Source organism: Paludibaculum fermentans (assembly GCF_015277775.1).
In the GTDB taxonomy this organism is placed as follows: domain Bacteria; phylum Acidobacteriota; class Terriglobia; order Bryobacterales; family Bryobacteraceae; genus Paludibaculum; species Paludibaculum fermentans.
In genome coordinates, this window is sequence record NZ_CP063849.1 from 6,722,237 (window position 1) to 6,741,472 (window position 19,236).

At 61.8% G+C, this 19,236-nt stretch carries 13 protein-coding genes; 5 read left to right on the forward strand and 8 right to left on the reverse strand.

Going from position 1 to position 19,236, the window contains the following annotated elements; all coding sequences use genetic code 11:
* Positions 1-2: 2 nt before the first annotated feature.
* Genes IRI77_RS26580 through IRI77_RS26590 form a run of 3 tightly spaced genes read right to left on the reverse strand, consistent with a single transcriptional unit; the run spans position 3 to position 3,993 of the window.
* The gene (locus IRI77_RS26580) at positions 3-794 is read right to left on the reverse strand and encodes a TPM domain-containing protein (RefSeq protein ID WP_194448022.1); all 792 of its coding nucleotides are present in this window, start codon (positions 792-794) and stop codon (positions 3-5) included.
* Positions 795-798: 4 nt separating this feature from the next.
* Complete coding sequence (locus tag IRI77_RS26585; protein WP_194448023.1) at positions 799-2,082, reverse strand: M16 family metallopeptidase; 1,284 nt, start codon at positions 2,080-2,082, stop codon at positions 799-801.
* A gap of 57 nt (positions 2,083-2,139) precedes the next feature.
* Entirely contained in the window at positions 2,140-3,993 is a 1,854-nt protein-coding gene (locus tag IRI77_RS26590; protein ID WP_194448024.1) for a glycoside hydrolase family 3 protein, read from the reverse strand.
* An 86-nt stretch (positions 3,994-4,079) separates the two neighbouring features.
* Between IRI77_RS26590 and IRI77_RS26595 the strand changes: the two genes are divergently transcribed.
* On the forward strand, positions 4,080-5,288 hold the full coding sequence (locus IRI77_RS26595) for an ArsB/NhaD family transporter (protein ID WP_228486328.1): 1,209 nt from the start codon (positions 4,080-4,082) through the stop codon (positions 5,286-5,288).
* A gap of 4 nt (positions 5,289-5,292) precedes the next feature.
* Positions 5,293-6,339 (forward strand): 23S rRNA (adenine(2503)-C(2))-methyltransferase RlmN, encoded by a 1,047-nt coding sequence (gene rlmN / locus IRI77_RS26600; protein ID WP_228486329.1) that lies wholly within the window; start codon positions 5,293-5,295, stop codon positions 6,337-6,339.
* A gap of 8 nt (positions 6,340-6,347) precedes the next feature.
* On the opposite strand, the gene IRI77_RS26605 is transcribed toward rlmN, so the two are convergent.
* The 4 genes from IRI77_RS26605 to miaA all read right to left on the reverse strand — a co-directional run bounded on the left by IRI77_RS26605 (position 6,348) and on the right by miaA (position 11,737).
* Entirely contained in the window at positions 6,348-8,939 is a 2,592-nt protein-coding gene (locus IRI77_RS26605) for a TonB-dependent receptor domain-containing protein (protein WP_194448026.1), read from the reverse strand.
* A gap of 43 nt (positions 8,940-8,982) precedes the next feature.
* Complete coding sequence (locus tag IRI77_RS26610) at positions 8,983-9,957, reverse strand: tetratricopeptide repeat protein (RefSeq protein ID WP_194448027.1); 975 nt, start codon at positions 9,955-9,957, stop codon at positions 8,983-8,985.
* Between the two features lie 352 nt (positions 9,958-10,309).
* Entirely contained in the window at positions 10,310-10,630 is a 321-nt protein-coding gene (locus tag IRI77_RS26615) for a hypothetical protein (protein ID WP_194448028.1), read from the reverse strand.
* 183 nt (positions 10,631-10,813) lie between these two features.
* The gene (miaA, locus tag IRI77_RS26620) at positions 10,814-11,737 is read right to left on the reverse strand and encodes a tRNA (adenosine(37)-N6)-dimethylallyltransferase MiaA (RefSeq protein WP_194448029.1); all 924 of its coding nucleotides are present in this window, start codon (positions 11,735-11,737) and stop codon (positions 10,814-10,816) included.
* A 203-nt stretch (positions 11,738-11,940) separates the two neighbouring features.
* Between miaA and IRI77_RS26625 the strand changes: the two genes are divergently transcribed.
* Positions 11,941-13,977 carry a tetratricopeptide repeat protein gene (locus tag IRI77_RS26625; RefSeq protein ID WP_194448030.1) on the forward strand — a complete coding sequence of 679 codons (2,037 nt, stop codon included), beginning with the start codon at positions 11,941-11,943 and terminating at the stop codon, positions 13,975-13,977.
* Here IRI77_RS26625 and IRI77_RS26630 read toward each other — a convergent pair.
* Positions 13,974-15,383, reverse strand: coding sequence for a sensor histidine kinase (locus IRI77_RS26630; protein WP_194448031.1), 1,410 nt, complete (start codon positions 15,381-15,383; stop codon positions 13,974-13,976). The two genes, IRI77_RS26625 and IRI77_RS26630, sit on opposite strands and share 4 nt — an antisense overlap.
* Positions 15,384-15,475: 92 nt before the next feature.
* Between IRI77_RS26630 and IRI77_RS26635 the strand changes: the two genes are divergently transcribed.
* Both IRI77_RS26635 and IRI77_RS26640 read left to right on the forward strand, forming a co-directional pair.
* Entirely contained in the window at positions 15,476-18,472 is a 2,997-nt protein-coding gene (locus IRI77_RS26635; protein ID WP_194448032.1) for an Npt1/Npt2 family nucleotide transporter, read from the forward strand.
* Positions 18,472-19,233, forward strand: a complete 762-nt coding sequence (locus tag IRI77_RS26640; protein WP_194448033.1) for a sensor histidine kinase — start codon at positions 18,472-18,474, stop codon at positions 19,231-19,233. Before IRI77_RS26635 ends, IRI77_RS26640 begins: the two co-directional genes overlap by 1 nt.
* Positions 19,234-19,236: the final 3 nt, after the last annotated feature.

Here is a 19,236-nt window from a genome sequence, read left to right on the forward strand (position 1 = left end):
CCTTACCAGTCACTGGACGCTCCGCCGCCGCCCGAGTCGCCGCCGCCGAATCCGCCAAAACTGTCGCCGGAGTCGTAGCCCCCAAATCCACCGCTGCTGCGAGTGCGCGATCCGCCGCCGCCCAGCAGTTGACCCAGGATCATGCCCACCAGGAAGCCGCCACCGCCCCCCCCGCCGCCACGGCCGCTGCGGCCGCCGCCGAAGAAAAGCATCAGCAGCATCAGGCCGCCCACGACCAGAATCACTTCCCACGGAAAGCTCTCTGGTCCGGGCCGCGAATGCCGCATCGGCGGAGCCATGCCGATCTGGACGCCCTTCGCCTGGGCGATTTTCTCGGCAATGCTGCGTGCGGCGTCGGACAGCGCCTGGGCGAAGTTGCCGGCCCGCAACGACGGCCGCATCTCCCGCAGAATCCCGCCGGCATTGCCGTCCGGGATGATCGGCTCCAATCCGTAGCCCACCTCCAGGCGCGTCCGCCGGTCGTTGATGGAGAGCAGCAGCAGCACGCCTTCGTTGTTCTTTTTGCTGCCTACGCCCCATTTGCGGTACAGCACGTTGGCGACGTCTTCGATCGGTTCGCCTTCCAGGCTGGGAATCGTCACCAGCGCGATCTGCGCACCCGTCGCATTCTGCACCTGGGCGCAATAGGCCTCAAGCTGCTGAATCGAAGCCGGGTCGAGCACCTTGGCGAAATCGTTGACATACCCGGTCGGCCGCAGGGCTCCAAAATCCGCCGCGGCCGCGCCCAGACTCGCGGCCAGCAGCAGGATTAGTGCTTTGGTCCAACTGCGCATTACTTCAGCAGGCCAGGTCTTCCCGCGTTACCGTCAGGCCTTCCAGCCGGCCCAGCATGGCCAGTCCGATCTTCTCGGAGTTGAAGTACTCCCGGGCCAGGCTCAGAACCTGGTCCGCGGTCACCGCTTCAATGCTCTCGGCCAGTTCGTCCAAGGTGTAGAACTTGCCGAAGTTCATCCACTGCCGGGCGAGATTGCTCATGCGGCTGCTGGTCGATTCCAGGCTCAGCATCAGCGAGCCCTTCATGTGATCCTTGGCATGCTGCAGTTCTTCGGCCGGCAGCGGGTCGTTCTTCAGCCGCCGCAGTTCCAGCATGACGCCGTCCAGCAACTTCCGCGCCGTCTCTGAGGACGTGCCTGCATAGATTGCCATGAGGCCTGTGTCGCGGTAGAGATTGAGCTCGGAGAAGATTGAGTATGCCAGGCCCTGCCGTTCCCGGATGTTCTGGAACAGCCGGGAACTCATGCCGCCGCCCAGAATGACGTTTAGCGTATAGGCGGCAAAGCGCAGCGGGTGGGTCGCCGGCACCATGGGTACACCCAGGCACAGGTGCACCTGTTGCAGGCTCCGCCGGTTCTTGAGGATGAGCGGCGCCGCTGTGGGCGGGGTGGTGAAGTCGGGCAGCACGCCGCCCACAGGCAGCGGGCTGAGGTACTGCTCCGCCACCCGGATCAGGTCTTCGTGCCGCAGGCTGCCGGCCGCCGTCAGGGTGATGTTCTCCGGGCGGTAGTACCGCTGGTGATAGCTGCGCAGGTTCTCGGGGCAGAACCCGGCGATGGTCTTCTTGGTCCCCAGGATCGGCTGGCCCAGGGAGTGGTGCTTCCAGAAGTTGCTGACGAACAGCTCGTGGACGAAGGTCTCCGGGCTGTCGTTCTCCATCTTGAGCTCTTCCAGTACGACGCCCTTTTCCTTCTCGATATCCGACACGTCGAACCGCGGGTTCAACAGCATGTCGGAGAGGATCTCGAAGGCCAGGGGCATGTGCTCGTCCAGCACTTTGGTGTTGTAGCCGACCAGTTCGCGGCCCGTGAAGGCGTCCAGATGGCCGCCGATGGCGTCCACCTCACGCGCGATATCCTCGGCCGAGCGCTTCGGCGTGCCTTTGAACAGCATGTGTTCAATGAAGTGCGAGGTTCCGTTCTCTTCGATCGTCTCGCACCGGGATCCGGTGCCAATCCAGAATCCGACTGCCACGCTGCGTACAGCGGGCATCGGCTCCGTAATGACACGAATGCCGTTCGATAGCGTGCTGACGCAAATATCCCGTTCCAAGGTGAGCTTCGACATGGACTGTCTCCAGTCTATCCTCTCACGTCTGGTCCGGAGGGCCGTCCGGCCCGGCGGCTAGTACTTCAGGCCGAAGCCATTCTTGAACAGGACGTCGGCCGTCGTGGCCGTGCCCAGCGGGAGTTGCTCGTCGGAGCGCGGCCAGGCGAATGCCAGCTTGCCCGTCGGCTTGTAATCACCGAACAGGACGTCGCTCACGCCCTGGCCTTCCGTGCCGGGCAGCCAGGCGGCCACGAAGGCGTCGGCCTGGGCCAGTACATCGTTGATGATCAGCGGACGGCCTGATAGCAGCACGACGACCACCGGGATCCCCGCCGCCTTCATGTTCTTCACGGCAGCCACGTCCGCCGCGTCCAGGGCGAGGGTCTTCCGGTCGCCCATCATCTCGGCGTACGGTTTCTCGCCGATCACGACGACGCCCACCGTCGCGCCCTGGGCGCCCGAGCCGTCGGCCGAATAGGTGACTTGCGTACCCTTCGCCACGGCAGCCTGGATCGCCGCCCGGATGGTCGTGCCGCCAGTCGTGATATTGCCGCTCTTGCCCTGCCAGTCGATCGTCCAGCCGCCGCACTGGTTGCCGATATCATCCGCGTTCTTGCCGGCAATATGGATCCGTGCCACCGTCTTCTTCAACGGCAGCGTCTTCTTCTCGTTCTTCAGCAATACCAGCGACTGCCGCACGGCATCCCGCGCCACCATCCGGTGCTCGGCTGAGCCGAAAGTCTTGTGGAGATTCCGGTCGGCCAGTTGCGACCGGTTCTTGTCCATCAGGCCCATGGCGAACTTCACCCGCAGAATGCGCGTCACCGCGTCGTCGATGCGCGACATCGGTACGCGGCCTTCCTTTACCAGTTCCTTCAGGTCCTTCACATACTCGCGGTAGCGCTCGGTCACCATGACCATGTCCATGCCGGCGTTGATCGAGATCTCAATGGCCTTCTTGTAGTCCGGCGTGATCTGGTCGATAGCGTTGTAATCGGAAATGATGAACCCCTGGAAGCCCAGTTCACCCTTCAGGATGTCCGTCATCAACTGCTTGCTGGCCGAGCACTTCACGCCATTCCAGCTGCTGTAGGACGGCATCACCGTCCCGGCGCCGGCGGCGATGGTGGTCAGGTAGCCCTGCAGGTGCAGGCGCCGGAGAGTGGGTTCGTCCACCCGCGTATCGCCCTGATCGAGCGGTGACTTTCCCGCCATGCCCGTGCCAAAGGTCGTGCCGCCGTCACCGATATAGTGTTTGGCGCAGGCCAGCAACGAGAGTGGATTCGACAGATCGGGGCCTTGCAGGCCGCGTACCGCGGCTTCGCCCAACTCCTTCACTACCTTCGGGTCGTCGGAGAAACCTTCATACGTGCGACCCCATCGAATGTCCTGCGGCACGGTAACGCACGGCGCAAATGTCCATTGGATTCCGGTGGCCCGCACCTCTTCCGCCGTCACACGGGCGATCTTCTCAACCAGGGCGGGATTCCGCGTGCAGCCGAGTCCGATATTCTGGGGGAAAACCACGGCTCCGATGACGTTGTTGTGGCCGTGTAGCGCATCCACGCCATAAATCAGGGGAATCGCCAGCCGCGTCTTCAACGCCCGCTTCTGGTACTTGTCGTAGAGATTCGTCCAGGCCTCGAGACTGTTGCCCTCTTTGGGGTCGGAACTGCCGCCACTCAGCACCGAGCCGAGGAAGAGACTCTCGATGTCCGACTCGTCCTTCAAGGCTTCCTGGTCGGGCTGGGTCATCTGGCCGACCTTTTCCTCCAGTGTCATCTTGGCCAACACGGCCTTGACCTGGGGATCGTAGCTGGAAAGCGGCTTCGGTTTGGCAGGCGCTGCCGCACCCAGCACGGAAATGAATACGGCACTCGCTGCAACCGTGCAAATCGCGGCGATGGAGAAGAGTTTCGGATATTGCATGCGTTTACTCCGCGGAGCGCTCCTAGCTTATCAGCCCTTTTGTCCCGTGGCCACGCCCTGCCGTCATAATGGGACCTAGTCTATCCATGGCCGCACTGCTCATTTTCATAGCCACCTACGTGGTACTTGCCATCGGCCGATTCCCGGGCCTGCGGGTGGACCGCACCGGCGCGACCATCATTGGCGCCAGTTTCATGGTCGCGGCCGGAGTCCTCACTTTCGATGAGGCTCTTCACGCCATTGACTGGGCCACCATAGTGCTCCTCCTCGGGATGATGATCGTTGTGGCCAACCTCCGCCTCTCCGGATTCTTTCGCCTGGTGGCGGCTGCCGTAGTCAGGCATGCGCACGGCCCGCGTATGCTGCTGGCCGGGATTGTCGCGGTCTCCGGCGTCTTCTCCGCCTTCTTTGTCAACGACACCATGTGCCTGGTGCTCACCCCGCTGGTGCTGGAAGTGACGCTCTCCCTGCGCCGCAATCCCATCCCCTATCTGCTGGCCGTCGCCATGGCCTCCAACGCCGGCAGCACAGCGACGATCACCGGCAATCCGCAGAACATGATGATCGGCTCGCTCTCCGGCATCCACTACCGGACATTTGCCATGGCACTGACGCCCATCGCAGCCGGTGCGCTCGTAATGACCTACTTCGTCCTGCTGCTCCTCTATCGGAAGGAATTCACCCGCGAGCGTTTCGACGTCGGGCAGGCATTGCGCGTCCGCGTCAACAGCGGCCTGATGTGGAAGTCGATCCTGGTATCCGTCGTCATGGTGGGCTGTTTCTTCGCCGGCTATCCGGTCGCCCAGGTGGCGATTGTCGCCGGCGCGGTCATGCTGGTCACACGGCGGGTGAAACCTGAGAAGATCTATCACGACATCGATTGGTCGCTGCTCGCCATGTTCGCCGGCCTGTTTGTGGTGGTCTCAGGAGTGGAAAAGACCTCCCTGGAAGAGGACCTCTTCCGGATCGCCCAAGGCTTCGGCCTGCACCGGCCCGCGGTGCTCACCACCTTTTCCGCACTGCTCTCCAACATCGTCAGTAACGTCCCGGCGGTGTTGGTCTTCCGCCCGGTGATGGCCAAGCTGCCGAATCCGGAACTGGGCTGGCTGACCCTCGCGATGTCATCGACTTTGGCCGGTAATTTCACCGTGCTTGGCTCGGTCGCGAACCTCATTGTGGTGCAGCGCGCACGGTCGGAGGTCCACATTACGTTCTGGGACTATTTCCGGGCCGGCGCGCCGCTCACCGTGGCCAGCCTCGCCTTTGGCGCACTTTGGCTGACATACTTGAGGTAGAGGTATGCAAACCCTACTCGGCATGGAAAAGGCGGACCTGCAGGCACTGCTGCCCGGGCAGCCGGCCTTCCGCGCCCGTCAACTGTACGAAGCAATCTATCATGGACGCGTCGCCTCGCTCGGCGCGGTATCCACCCTGCCCAAGGAAGTCCGCGAGCGTCTGGAAGCCGAATGCAGCATTGGCCACCTGACCCAAGCGACGCGCTACCAGTCCTCCGACGGAACCCGCCGCTACCTCCTCAGCTTGCCGGATGGCAAAAGCGTAGAGGCCGTGTTCATGCCTGAGGAGAATCGGGACACTCTCTGCATCTCTACCCAGGTCGGCTGTCCCGTGGATTGCAAGTTCTGCCTCACCGCGCTGATCGGTCTGGAACGCAACCTGACCGCCGGCGAGATCGTCGGCCAAGTCCTTCATCTGGCTCAGGATAACCACCTTTGGTCCGACCAGAAACGCATCAACATCGTCATGATGGGCCAAGGGGAGCCGCTGCTCAACCTGGCCAATGTCCTGAAGGCCACGCGTCTGCTTTGCGACCCCAGGGGGTTGAACATCGCTCCGCGGCGCATCACCGTCTCCACTTCGGGCATCATTCCCAAAATGGCCGAGCTTGCGCAGGCCGAGATTCGGCCGCGGCTCGCCATTTCCCTCAACGGTTCGAACCAGGACCAGCGTGCCGCCCTGATGCCGATCACGCGCAAGCACACGCTCGAAGCGTTGATTGCGGCCTGCCGGACCTACCCGCTACGTCCCTGGGAGAAACTGACCTTCGAGTACGTGTTGCTCAAGGACGTCAACGACTCCGAAGCCGATGCCCGCCGGGTCGTCCGCCTGCTGTCCAACCTGAACTGCAAAGTGAATCTGATCGCGCTCAATCCGGGCCCTGGCATCCCGTTTGAAACCCCTGATCCAGATAAAGTTACGGCCTTCCAGGAGATCCTGAAGCGCTCGTTCCCCTGCTTCATTCGCCGTCCCCGGGGTTTGGATATCTTCGCCGCTTGCGGGCAGTTGAAACGCATGGAATCCGCAGGGTCCTCACTGGTTCAACTCTAGCGGGTGCGCTAGAAAACGAACCGCAGGGCGACCTGGAAAACCCGCCCATCGTTTAGGGTATTCGTAATCTTGCCGAAAGCCGGCGACGACAGGTTCCGCTGCGGCTCGTCGAATTGAGGCGTGTTGGACAGGTTGAACGCCTCTGCGCGCAACTGCGCGGTCAGTTCATTCGGGAACCGGAACTGCCGCGCGACCGAAGCATTCCAATTCCAGATCGAGGATTTGCGCATCGTTCCGCGCCCCAGCGTGCCGGCGTGCTGGCCGGGTGTGATGTAAGCGAACTTATTACGGCTCAGGATGATAGGCGCCGTGTCCGGGTGGCCGATGGTAGCGCCCAGGATGGTCGGATCCAGCAGGTTGGGGCGGTCCGCGCCGCCGCCATCCACGTTTCCGAAGCCCGGGCCGTCGCTGCCGACAAAGAGCGTCAGCGGAGTCCCCTTCTTCCACATGTTGGCGCCGGAAACCTGCCAGTTGGCGGTCGCGGCCCGCACCCAGTGGGCGGAGGAGCGGTACGCCGGGATGTCCCAGGCGTAATTCATGGCGAACGCATGCGTCGAGTCGAAGTTCGAGAGCCCCTTGCGGTCTTTCAGCGTGTCGTACTGATACTGGCTGCGGAAGTTCGATATATCCTTGTTGGCTGCGGTGGCCGTGAAATCGTTGCCCTCGTCGATGGCCTTGGAGAATGTGTAGTTCGTTGAAAAAATGAGGCCTTTCCGCAGCGGGAGGTCCCAAGCCACCTGGCCGCCATCGTAATAAGCGATGCCGCCGTTCACCACCCTCTTCGTATCGTAATAGCGCGGATCCGGACGCCGCTGATCGATGTTGCCGGTGGTCAGCTCCATCCCGGCAATCGGTTCGGCACGGTTTTGGGTGTACGTATTCAGCAGTTTAATCGTGCGGCTGCCGATATAGCTCAGCCGCAGCATGGAGCCGGCAAAGGCCTTGCGCTCGATGGTGGTGTTGTACTGGTGGGAGTAAGGCGTCGAGAGGTCGGAAGAGAGCCAGGTCGGCGAGTATCGTACGGTAGGTGAGTTCAGATCCAGGCCGCGCAGCGGATTGGCGAGATAGGGATCGGGCACCATTACGTACAGAATGCTCGGCGGATTATTGCGGATCTGCTGGTAGGTAACCGGCAGGATCTGTCCAAAAGTTGTGGTGTACATCGCGCGGACCACCCAACCCTTGCCCGCCTGCCAGGCAAGCGACACCCTGGGGCTGAAGTTATTCGCGTCGGTGGGGTAAGGGATTGTCTCGCGCTGCTGCACCTCCAACGGACGCGTATCCGCTGTGTAGCGAAGACCGTAGTACAACTGGAGCCGAGGGTGCAGTTTCCACTTGTCCGCGACGTACCCGTTCATCATCCAGTTGCGGTAGCCACGCGACAGCTCGCCGACCGCCCCTTCAAACATATTCGGCGTCCCCAGCCGCAGGTTCTCAATGGAACTCCGCCCGAAATTGTTGCCGAACTGAAACTGGCCGCGGATGTTATTGGCTTCGATGCCGTTGAGCTGGAAGCGGGTAAGGTCGGCTCCCGCCGTGACCTGGTGCCTGCCTGCCTGGTGCAGCAGCGCCGCACCATATCTATAGGTATTGGTGGCGCGATTCACGGGGAACGAGCTGTCCGGCCCCAGTTCCTCGACGCTGTAGCCGAAGCGGACCCGAGGTCCCACTGCATTCGGTTCCGAGTAGAGCGCCGAACGGTTCCGGTTGTACGAGATGCCCATCTGCAACTGTGTCGCGGCCGAGATCGACCGCTGCCACGTGACGCGGGCTTTGTGATTGTGGATTTCCGTGTCCGGGTTCTGGCCCGCTACCAACTGAAACGCGATGATCTTCTGGCGATCGATCGAGTAGGTTGTCAGAACCTTATTCTTGGCGTTGATGGGTGTGTCGAGGCGCAGGGAGCCGGCTATGTTGTTGATTCTCTGCGGAGAGTTGGTGTTCAGTGCGCGAGGATCGAAGTCCAGCCGGTTGGGTAGTTCCTTGGGGTACGCATCCAGAAAGCGCTGCACGATGGCCCGCACGGCCGGGTCGGTGGCCAGGGGCGTGCGCTCATTCGCGAGGGGAACCAGTACATTTCCGTTCACCATCCCGCGAATGCTGCCCTGGGAGAATGTCCCGGTCAGGGCGCCCAGCCGCGGCAGCAACCCGGTCAAGCGGCCTCCGTAGGAGTTCCGGTGGGACGGCTTGACGGCTCCGACTTGAAAGAACGAACGGGCGTTGACCACGCTGTTCTGGTGCGACCAGAAGCCTTCGCCATGCCAACTGGAGGGAATGGAGAGCGGCCGCAGCATCAGGGCTTCCGAGGCGGGCCGGCCGTGTTCGGCGGCGAAGTAGTGCGTTTCGGCCAGCGGTTCCGCCACCGCGGTGGCGGTGGTGCCGACGCGAATATTGGCTTCCTTCACCGCATTGGTGTCGATGAACCAGATGGCTACGTTCTCGTTCCGCTGGGCGTTCGTCGTGAGGCGGGTCTGCGTCCGGGCCGGCGCCGGAGTCTCCGCCGGCTTGGCGGCCGGCTTCTCAGTCGGCGTATCTGCGAACAGAACTAGGGCCAGCAGGATGTCCGGGAACAGCAGCACCTGACTATTGTATGTGATCAAGGTACGCGGGTCCGAATCTGCGGCCCGCCCGCGTGAACCGTTTCTACTGCTGTTTCGGGGCCAGCATGGCCTTCAAAGTGAGCCAGGCGGACTCGTTGTACTCGGTCTTGAGCCGCTCCTGGGCTTCCGTGCGCAGATCGCCAGGCCGCGGACCCTGCTGCTTCAGGCTGCGGCCCAACAGCAGCGTGGCGGTGTCGTCTTCCGGCTTACGCTCCAGCGAAGCCCGAAAGGCGTTGGCCGCATCGTCAAAACGGCCTTTCCGCCATAAGGCGTAGCCCGCATTGAAGTGATAGTCGGGATCCGCCGGATCGATCTCGGCCGCTTTTAAGAAAGCCTGGTCGGCGTCAGGGTCATTGATGCGGAGAAGAGTTGCCCCCAGGTTGTTCCAAACCTCGGGCAGGGGCACCATTCCAGAGAGGTTGCGGAGGACGTCTGCAGCGCCCTTGAAGTCGCCTGTGTCGTAGCGGCTAAGTCCAAGAAAAAAGAGAGCTTCCCGGTAATGCAGATCGGTTGCGGAAACCTTATGGAACCACTCGGCCGCGGTCCGGTAATTCTTCGACGCGAAGTTCAGCCGCCCCAATTGAAAGCACGGCTGGGAGTACGTCGGCTCCAGGCGCGCGGCATTCGTAAAAAGCTTGTGTTTCTGGTCGGTTGCGGTGGTAAGCAGGCCGCGGACGTAGCTTTCGAGTGCGTCGAGGCGGACGCGTGGACGGCTGCGCCGGAACTCCTCTTCGTTGACCGTCACGCCGGGCGAGAGCGACTTCACCGCATACCATGCGATCTCTGTCTGCAGCGAGGAGAGGTTTTCCAGCGGTCCCGCCGCCTCTGAGGTTCCACGGCGCCGGACGCGGCGGACATCCAGGATGTGTGCCGTGATCTTGAGCATCCCCCTGGTGGCCGGGCCGGAAGCCGCGGGTTCCAAGTCAATCTCTCCGTACACCACCACACCCGCGTCGGTATTCACCGCAATTTCCATGACGCTGGCCGTCGTCAGCCGTGTGTACCGCCTGACGCTCATTTGGCGCAAAATCTCGTCGCGTGCTTCAGCGGACGCCACAACGAGGCCTTCCGAAGCTAGACTTTCTAGGATAGTTTCGGAAATACTATCGCCAATCCAGTCGACACTTTTCGATTTGCTTACGTTGAAAAACGGGAGTATTAGAATTGTTTCTGCTGGAAGTGAAGGCGCCAGCAGTGCGGCGAGCAGCGGGAGACCGAACCAGCGAAACACGAGGGAAGTATACCAGAGGGGGACTGCTAAGACGGCAACGGCCGCCCCGGTCGAAACTGGACTCGGGGCGGCCGCACCATCGTTTTCAATGCTTGACTTCTAGCAACGAATTCCGTCTATTCTACTGATCAGACGAGGCTTAGTTGAAAACCAGCCGGGTAGTCGTACCACCCAGGCGGATCTCCTGAACCTTCATCTTGCCATTATCGTCGGTGTAGCGGACTGAGGTGGCCGAGTACTTCGTATCGGAGGTCTCAACCTTCACGGTCGCTTCAACCTTGTCCTTGCCCTTGGCGATGGTGGCCTTGTCGTTGTCGACGGTCAACTTGTAGTCGCCTGCCTTCAATTCCTTACCGGCAACGGTGGAGGGCTGGAACAGGGTCACCTGATAGGTGGCGGCACTGGCACATACCAGCGCGATAGTAAGAAACAGAGCGAAAAACTTCACGGTCTTAGTCATCGTGGACTCTCCTGACTGAATTATAGTCTCATATGCAGGGCTTATGGCAACACTCCGCGAAAAAATTCCCAACTTTTAGGTGGTGTAACCTAAACCTATTAGTTTTGAGCTTCGCAGACCGTCAGCGCCATTTCTCCTGCTCACACTAGCTAATACGTTCGAGGTCCGCTTTTGTTCCGACCTTTACTTCGGGGTACATGTAAACTCTCTAATCCAGGCGCATGAGCTCTCGAAAGCCGCCGGATCATCCCCGAAACAATCCAACCACCGCATGTCAGATTCCCGCCGGAACCACGTGAGCTGCCGCTTGGCATACTGCCGGGTGGCAATCGTGGTAAGTTCCACTGCCTGCTCCAGCGTGAGTGCCCCCTTCAGGTACTGCAGGCACTCCTTATATCCAATGGACTCGAACGCTTTGGCATCCGCGGGGACGCCTGCGCCGAGCAGATGACGGACCTCCTCCGCCAGGCCCCCATCGAACATCCCTCGTGAGCGCGCGGCAATCCGCTCGTGCAAAGCCTGCCGGGGCGGGTTCAGACCTATCTTCAGGACCCGGAATCCCTCTAGCTTCTGGCGCTCCGATTGGAAGACCTGGGACGCGGGGCGCCGGGCGAGCAAGCAAATCTCCAGCGCTCGCAGGGTCTTGTTACTGTCGTTCGGGTGGATCCGTTGGGCGCTGGCTGGGTCGAGCCGGGTCAGGATCCGGTGCAAACTGCCCTTTCGGGTCAATAATCGTTCCCGCAGGGTGTTGTCCCGGGAAGGCCCTTCGTTCAGCCCGTCGAGCAGAGCGCGGATGTAGAAACCGGTCCCTCCCGCCAGTATTGGCAACCGGCCGCGCGCCGCGATGCCGGCCAGCACCGGCTTCGCAAGCTTTACATAGTCGCCGGCGTTGAAGACGGCCCAGGGCTCCAGGAAGTCGAGCAGATGGTGGGGAACGCTGTCCCGTTCGGCGGCGGGTGTCTTGGCTGTGCCGATGTCGAGGCCGCGATAGACCTGCAGTGAATCGCAGTTGACGATTTCGCCATCGAATCGCCCTGCGAGGGCCAAGGCCAGGTGGCTTTTGCCGGAGCCGGTAGGCCCGGCAACTACCACAAGAGGAGAGTCCACGTCCTTATTCTATGGTGACGGCCAAGCTGAACCAATCTAAGGACAGACGGCCGCTCCGGCAAACCCAGCGCAACCAGCCGGACCTATGAGGCATCGGATATAGTGTCACATCGGATATAGTTGAGAATGAAATATATCGCCGCTGGCGGTGTCGGCACATGGACCGGTCGGGAAGAGTGGCACTTTTCATGGAGAGGCACGGAATGAACTACCCACGCGTGGCGAGGCTGGCAGGGGTGTTGCTGGCCGCTGTATCTGTTGTATCGGCGCAGCCACAGGCAACCGCGCCCAAGAATCCGAAAGCGTCGGCTTACTATCACGCGGCACTGGGCCATCTCTATGCTGAGTTGGCCGCCCAATACGGCGGACGCGGCGAATACGTTAGCAAGGCGATCGATAACTATAAGCTGGCGATGCGCGAGGACCCGGAAACGGCTAGCCTGGCGCAGGATCTCTCGGACCTCTATCTGCAGTCGGGCCAGATCCGAACGGCCGTGACCGAATTCGAGGACTTCGTCAAGAAGAATCCTGAGGACGTGAACGCCCGCCGCATTCTGGCGCGCCTCTACACGGCGCGCATCCGCGAAGGTCAGCAGACCCGGCCGAACGAAGAAATGATGAAGGCCGCCATCGAGCAGTATGAGAAGATCGGCGAAAAAGCACCCAGGGATGTCGACAACTGGCTGATGCTGGGCCGGCTCCACAAGTTGGCGCAGAATTCTTCGGCTTCCGAGAAAGCCTATAAGAAGGCGCTGGCCATCGATGCCGAGAACGAAGACGCGCTCACTGGCCTGGCGATGGTCTATTCGGATCTCGGCGACACTGTCAGCGCCAGCCAGGTGCTGCGGAAAGTGGCCGACAAGAATCCGAGCCTGCGCACGCTGACGGCGCTTGCCGCGGCCTATGAGCAGTTGAAGGACTATAAGCTCGCTGCCGAAACCTATCGTCGTGCCGTCGACATGAATAAGGAAAACCCCGACCTGCGGCGCGCCTACGGCGAGGCTTTGTTCAAAGGCGAGGATTACGACACGGCCAAAGGCGTCTTCGAGGACCTCTCCAAGGAAGACTCCAGCGACCTGCTTTCCGTGCTGCGCCTGTCGCAGATCTACCGCCAGAAGCGCGATTTCGCCAAGGCCGACGAGTACTCCCAGAAGGCCAAGAAGCTGGATCCCAACAATCTGGAGATCCAATACAACGAGGTAAGCCTGTTGGAGGCGCAGGGCAAGACGCCGGAGGCGATCGCCCGCCTCAAAGAGATTCTCGATGCGATGCCGAAGAAGACCGATTCCGTCGGCGAGCGCGGCAACCGCGTCATTCTCCTCGAGAAACTCGGCCTGCTTTACCGCATCACCGAGCAGACGCCCAATGCCGTGGCGACCTTCCGTGAGATCGCCGAACTGGAGCCGGAATCCGCCTCCCGGGCCCAGGCGCAGATTATCGATGCCTACCGCGCCGGCAAAGACTTTGCCTCAGCCGAAAAAGAGGCCAAACTGGCTTCGCAGAAGTATCCCAACGACCGTCTGATCAAGTCCGTGGTCTCCAGCCTGCAGACGGACTTGGGGCATTTCAAGGAGGCTGAAGCCACCTTGAAGTCGCTGATGGACGGCAAGTCGGACCGTGAAACGTGGCTGTCCCTCTCCCAGGTCTACGAAAAGTCGAAGAACTATTCGGAGATGGCCAAAGCGATCGACACGGCCGAGAAGCTCTCCACAACCGACGACGAGAAGGAGAACGTTCACTTCCTGCGTGGCGCGATGTACGAACGGCAGAAGAAGTTCGACCTGGCGGAAGAGGAGTTCCGCAAGTCGCTGAAGGTGAATCCGGAAAGCGCTGCCGCCCTGAACTACCTGGGTTACATGCTGGCCGATCGCAACGTGCGGCTGCCCGAAGCCCTGGAACTGATCAAGAAGGCTGTGGACCTCGAGCCGAACAATGGTGCCTACATGGATAGCCTGGGCTGGGTCTACTTCCGGATGAACCGCCTGGATGAGGCCGTGGCGCAGCTTCGTGGAGCGTTGGAACGCGGCAGCCGCGACCCAACCGTGCACGACCATCTTGGCGACGTCTACAGCGGCCTGAACAAGTGGAAGGATGCGCTCGCCCAGTGGGAACTCGCGCTCCGCGAATGGCACTCAAATGCCCCCAGCGACGTCGACACCACCGAAGTAGCCAAGATCCAGAAGAAAGTGGAAGGCGCCAAGGTGCGCCTGGCCAAAGAAAACGGCCCGAACAAGAACTAAGCGCTCAGACCGGTATGAAGAGGCAGGTGAATGCGGAAGCGCGTTCCCTGCCTTTTCTCATTCTCGGGCAGGGGGCTTTCCACCGTGATGTCTCCGCCGTGTTCCCTCACCATGCGGCGGAAGCCGAACATGCCCCAGTTTCCGGTGGCGATGCGGTCGCCCGTCACCTGGAAACCGGGGTCAAAGAGGGAGGTCATCTGGTCATCCCGCAAGGGGAGGCCGTCGTGGTCGATGATCACATTGACGCCGCCGGGTGACGTTGTGCTGGAGGCATGGATCAGGCCGTTGCTCTCGCCCAGGGCTCGAACCGCGTGGGTGATGACGCCATGAAAAACCGAACTGAGCTGCGACGGCCGGCAAGCCAGTTTCGGCAGTACGGCAAACTGGGTCTCGATGGTGATGCGGCTGGGCAGGTTTGCGCGGGTGAGGGCTACGGCGTCCTCCACGAGTTGATTCAGATCGACTTCCTGGACCTCCGCCTGGTCAAGGTTTGAGAACCGCTGCATGCGGTTGACAATCCGGCTGAGGCGGTCGATGGACTCCTGTGCGGCCTTTCGCAGGTCCGACTGCAGCCTCACCAGCCGGCAATGGTCCTCCGGCGGCGCCGTTGCCTGGCGGGCCGTCAGTAGCAGCAGAGTGTCGACGGAGCTTTTCAGTGCCCCCAGCGGGTTGTTCATCTCGTGGCTGAGCGCGGCCGCGATCTTGGCGATCGTGATGGATTGCTCCGCCATGACGGCGCGGGTTTGGGCCTCGCGAAGCTCCTCCGCCGCCTGCAGGCTGCGTTCATAGGAGACATAGCTGAGATATCGTTGCCGGTAGAGCAGGCCCGAGAGTCCGGCTGCCAGCACTGAGAGCATCATGATGAAAAGCAGATTGGTCCGCAGCGGCCCGCTGCCCAGGTAGAGCGTCCGATGAATGAAGCTGGTCTCCACCGTGTAGATCACGCACATGGCGAGACCCATGGCAAAGGATTGGGCCGGCCGTAGCGGATAGGCTGCTACGCTGACGAGTAGGACGAGCGTGACGAGACTAGGGATGAAATCCTCATAGCTGGGCGCCACTCCGGTGATCAACAACGAGAATAGAATCAGCGTGGATGCCGTGACAAGAGAGCTGCAAACCGCAATGGTGCGCGCCCGCCGGGCCGCATTCGGCCAGGAGGCGAACAGGAAGTTGAGCGAGCCAAGCGCGAACATGACGGCCGCTTCGATCAGGCGTAGCCGCAGCGTCTCCGGTTCGGGTTGGACAAAGAACCGGCCGACAGTGAGAAACAGGGTTGTGCCGATGGTGACCCCGCCCGCCACCTGCAGCCCAGTAGCGCCCAGGCGCTGGATTTGCCGCCTGAAGCCGTCATCGGCCTCGGCGGCACCGGGAAAGAGATAGGCTTGCCAGCGTCGAAGCCACATAGGAATACATTAGCGCGGGTGCGCCGGGTTTCGTCCCATCGGCTGGCGGAGCAGCCTATGCTAAACTCACATTTTCTCACGAGGTCCGCACCTTGCTGAAGCGCCTCCAGGCACGACTTAGCCGAGCGATCGATGTGCGGCCAGGTGAATACGCACGCACCGCACTGATGTTCCTGTACCTGATGTGTGTACTGCTGGCGTACTACATCCTCAAGCCATCGTCCCGCGCGCTCTTCCTCACGCGATTCACCACCGACCATCTGCCCTATCTCTACATGGTTATGGCCGTAAGTGGTGGAATTCTCGCCTACTTCTACTCCCGTATCGCCGTAAAGTGGTCTCTGAACGCGGCTGTCAATGCCTCCATCGTTTTCGTCGTGCTCTGCCTGCTGGAACTCTGGCAACTGCTGGATACCGGCCAGAGCTGGGTCTACTACGTCTTCAACGTCTGGGTCAGCCTGTTCAGCCTTGTCCTGGTTTCGCAAGGTTGGCTGGTCGCCAGCCAGGTTTTCGACGCGCGGGAGGCGAAGCGGGTCTACGGAATACTCGCCGGGGGCGCCGTGTTGGGCGCGGCGATCGGCGGTTCACTGACGGCGCAATTCGCCGCGGCGGTCGGAACACGGAATCTTTTGATGGTAAGTGCGGCCTTTGTTGTGCTGGCTTACGTATTCTACCGGCTGCTGTTGTTGCAGCCCGGTGTCAATCTCGAGAGAGCACGCGGCGCCTCGCGGGAGGAAATCGAGTTTTCGGTCCGGGACATCGGCCAGGCTGTCCTGCAACGCCGCCACCTGCAGGTGATCGTCGCGATCCTCACTGTCACTTACGTCGTGGATACGCTGGTCGAATTCCAGTTCAATTCCATGGCCGTGCGCGGCCGCAGCGGTGACCAGTTGACCGCTTTTCTGGGCGGCTTCTACGGCCTGTACCTGAATCTCGCCACCTTCTTCCTGCAGATCTTCCTCACCTCGTGGATCGTCAATCGCTTTGGCGTGGGCGGAACCCTGCTGGCCATGCCCATCGGCATCGGCTGCGCCTCTGGAGCGATGCTGTTCTCTCCCGGCGTCTGGGCCGCCGGCGCCGCCCGGCTGATCGAGGCCTCTACCCGCTATTCCCTGAATCGCACGGGCATGGAACTGCTATACCTGCCCCTGCCGGATGATCTCAAGCAGCGGACCAAGGCCTTCGTCGACGTCTTTGTGGATCGCATGGCCCGCGGCCTGGGCGCCCTGGTGATCCTTGGGCTGGGCGCACTCTTTACGGACAGCCTGACGGCCGTCACGGTCGCCGTGCTCGTGCTCTGCTGCGTGTGGGTCGCTCTGTCGCTCTACGCCCGCCGCGAATACATCGCCACGGTGCGCGGCCGTCTGGAATCACGCCGTCTCGATCTGGAAAGCATGCGCATCCCTTACCAGGATGCCGGCCTGTTGCGGCTGCTGGAAGAGACGGCCCGCAAGCAAAGCCCCCGGCAGGCGGTCTACGCGCTTGCGATGCTGGACGAGGTGCCGGACTATCCCTTGGAGCCCTTCGCCGTGCGCATGGTCCACCAGGCGCCGAGCGAAGTCCGCGCCAAGATCTTCGAAATCGCGGCGCTTCGAGGCTGGCATTCGCTGCTCAGCGAAGCCCGCGCGGAGATCGAACAGCCCGGCAGTGTGGCCCTGAAATCCGCAGTCCGTTACGCCTGCAGCGTCAACGGCCGCGAGGACGAGCTGTTAGTCCGCATGTTGGATTCCAAGGATCCGAAGCTGGTGGAGGCGGCGGTGGAATCGTCCACCAGCACCCCGCTCTCGTGGGTCAAAAGCGCGCTGGAATCCTCCGATCCGGCCCGGCGCCGGCTGGGCGCCCTCGCCCTGCGAGCCCATCCCAAGTACGCCTTGGCGGAACTGCCGCGGATGTTGGCCGACGGCGACAGCCGCGTTCGTGGCGCGGCGGCCGACACGCTGGTGGGCCTGGGTGAGGATGTCGCCCCGGTGCTCGCGCCGATTGTTGCCGATGAGGCAGCCCTATCCCGGTTACGTCTGCGCGCCTTGCGCGTCCTGACGCGGACCCAGACACAAGCGGCATTGGATTCCCTGATGGGCCTGCTCAGTGTGGAGGATCTGGTGGTGCGCAGCGGAGTGGTCCGCGCGTTGACCACGCTGCGCGACCGCTCACCGCAATTGCGGTTTGGCGGACAGCCGGTGGAAGAGCAGATCCAACTGGAGGCGCGCAGCTACTACGCCATGCACGCCGCGCTGGGAGCACTGCGTCAAAGCGGACGCAAAGCGCCGGCCCTCGCGTTGCTGATGCGCACCCTGGAAGAGCGAATGGGCCGCACCGTGGAGCGGCTGTTCCGGCTGTTGGGCCTGCGCTATCCGCCCAAGGATATCGATGCCGCGTTCCGGGCCTACCAGCGGAATAAGCAGGAAGAGCTGTCCAACGCCATCGACTTTCTGGACAACATCCTCGATCACGAGTTGAAGCGCCTGGTGCTGCCCTTGCTCGACGAGGATGGCACCGACGACCAGGCCCTGCTGCTGTTCGGGATCGACCGGCCTACCGCCGGCGACGCGTTGGGGCGGATGATAGATGAAGGGGATCCGTGGCTGATGGGCTGTGCCTTGGCCGCGGCTCGTGATCTGGGTCTGAACTCGGGTGTCTTGGGGAGGCCGGAAACGATGCGCCAATTGAACATCGTCGAGCGCGTGATCGCATTGGAAGGCGTGGACCTGATGAAAGGGTTGACGCCGGACCAGTTGTCCCGAGTCGCCGCCATCGCCACGCAGGATTCCGCCCAGCCCGGACGCGACATCCTCACTCCGCAAAGCCCGCTCGATGCGATGTACATCATCCTGGACGGCAGCGTCGCCCTGCTGCAGGATGGCGAGCAGTTGGAAGTGGTTCACCAGAACGAAGTGCTGGGGAGTTGGGCGCTTTTGGACAATTCGCCGTTACCGGTGACGGCGAGGGCACTGGAAGACACGGTTCTGCTGAGAATCTCGCGAGACGATTTCTTTGACCTGCTGTCGGACAACATGGAGATCGCTTCCGCGATCCTGTCGACGCTGGTCAAGCGTTTCCGCGCCCTGCTCAGCGGGGAGGTGAAACAGTGATGCAGGAAATCGACGCCACGACTGAGGAACGGGAGCGGCTGGCGGCGCTCGGCCAACTGGTGGCCGGGGTCGTTCACGAGATCAATAATCCGATCGGCTCCATCATTTCCAACAACGAGGTCGTGCTGAAAGCTCTCGACAAGCTCAAGGATGCGCTCGTCACGGCATCCGCGGGCAACCAGCCGCCGCCGAAAAAGGCGATTGACCTGGTCGACACGCTGCGCAGCCTTGCCGCGGTGGATAAGATCGCCTGTGAGCGGATCTCCGCCGTGGTCCGCAGTCTCAAGACGTTTTCGCGCGCGACCGATGTGGAAGTCCGGCTGGTCTCCCTCAACGACCTGATGCGCGACACCGCCAAGCTCATCGACTGCCAGTACAAGCGGTGCCTGCGGCTGGACATGCAACTCGGTGACATTCCCCAGGTGGAGTGCCGGCCGCAGCAATTGGGCCAGGTGTTCCTCAACCTTCTGCTGAACGCGGCGCAGGCCATCGAGGTCTCTGGCAGCATCATCGTCAGGACCCGCCTCGCCGAGGACGGCATGGTCGAGGCCTCCATCACCGATACCGGCAAAGGCATCCCGCCGGAGAATCGGGCGCGCATTTTTGAGGCCGGCTTCACGACGAAGCCCATGGGCATCGGCTCGGGGTTAGGGCTCGCATTGTCGAAGCGCATCGTGGAGGAAGACCATCACGGCCGCATCTGGTTTGAGAGCGAAGTGGGCAAAGGTACAACGTTTTTCGTCAGGATTCCGGGGAGGTAGCGT

Coding starts and splice junctions, on each gene's coding strand:
- IRI77_RS26585 (WP_194448023.1), bottom strand. CDS start 2,082: ATGTCGAAGCTCACCTTGGAACGGGATATTTGCGTCAGCACGCTATCG.
- IRI77_RS26625 (WP_194448030.1), top strand. CDS start 11,941: ATGAACTACCCACGCGTGGCGAGGCTGGCAGGGGTGTTGCTGGCCGCT.
- IRI77_RS26615 (WP_194448028.1), bottom strand. CDS start 10,630: ATGACTAAGACCGTGAAGTTTTTCGCTCTGTTTCTTACTATCGCGCTG.
- IRI77_RS26630 (WP_194448031.1), bottom strand. CDS start 15,383: ATGTGGCTTCGACGCTGGCAAGCCTATCTCTTTCCCGGTGCCGCCGAG.
- rlmN (WP_228486329.1), top strand. CDS start 5,293: ATGCAAACCCTACTCGGCATGGAAAAGGCGGACCTGCAGGCACTGCTG.
- IRI77_RS26590 (WP_194448024.1), bottom strand. CDS start 3,993: ATGCAATATCCGAAACTCTTCTCCATCGCCGCGATTTGCACGGTTGCA.
- IRI77_RS26640 (WP_194448033.1), top strand. CDS start 18,472: ATGCAGGAAATCGACGCCACGACTGAGGAACGGGAGCGGCTGGCGGCG.
- IRI77_RS26610 (WP_194448027.1), bottom strand. CDS start 9,957: ATGAGCGTCAGGCGGTACACACGGCTGACGACGGCCAGCGTCATGGAA.
- IRI77_RS26595 (WP_228486328.1), top strand. CDS start 4,080: ATGGCCGCACTGCTCATTTTCATAGCCACCTACGTGGTACTTGCCATC.
- IRI77_RS26580 (WP_194448022.1), bottom strand. CDS start 794: ATGCGCAGTTGGACCAAAGCACTAATCCTGCTGCTGGCCGCGAGTCTG.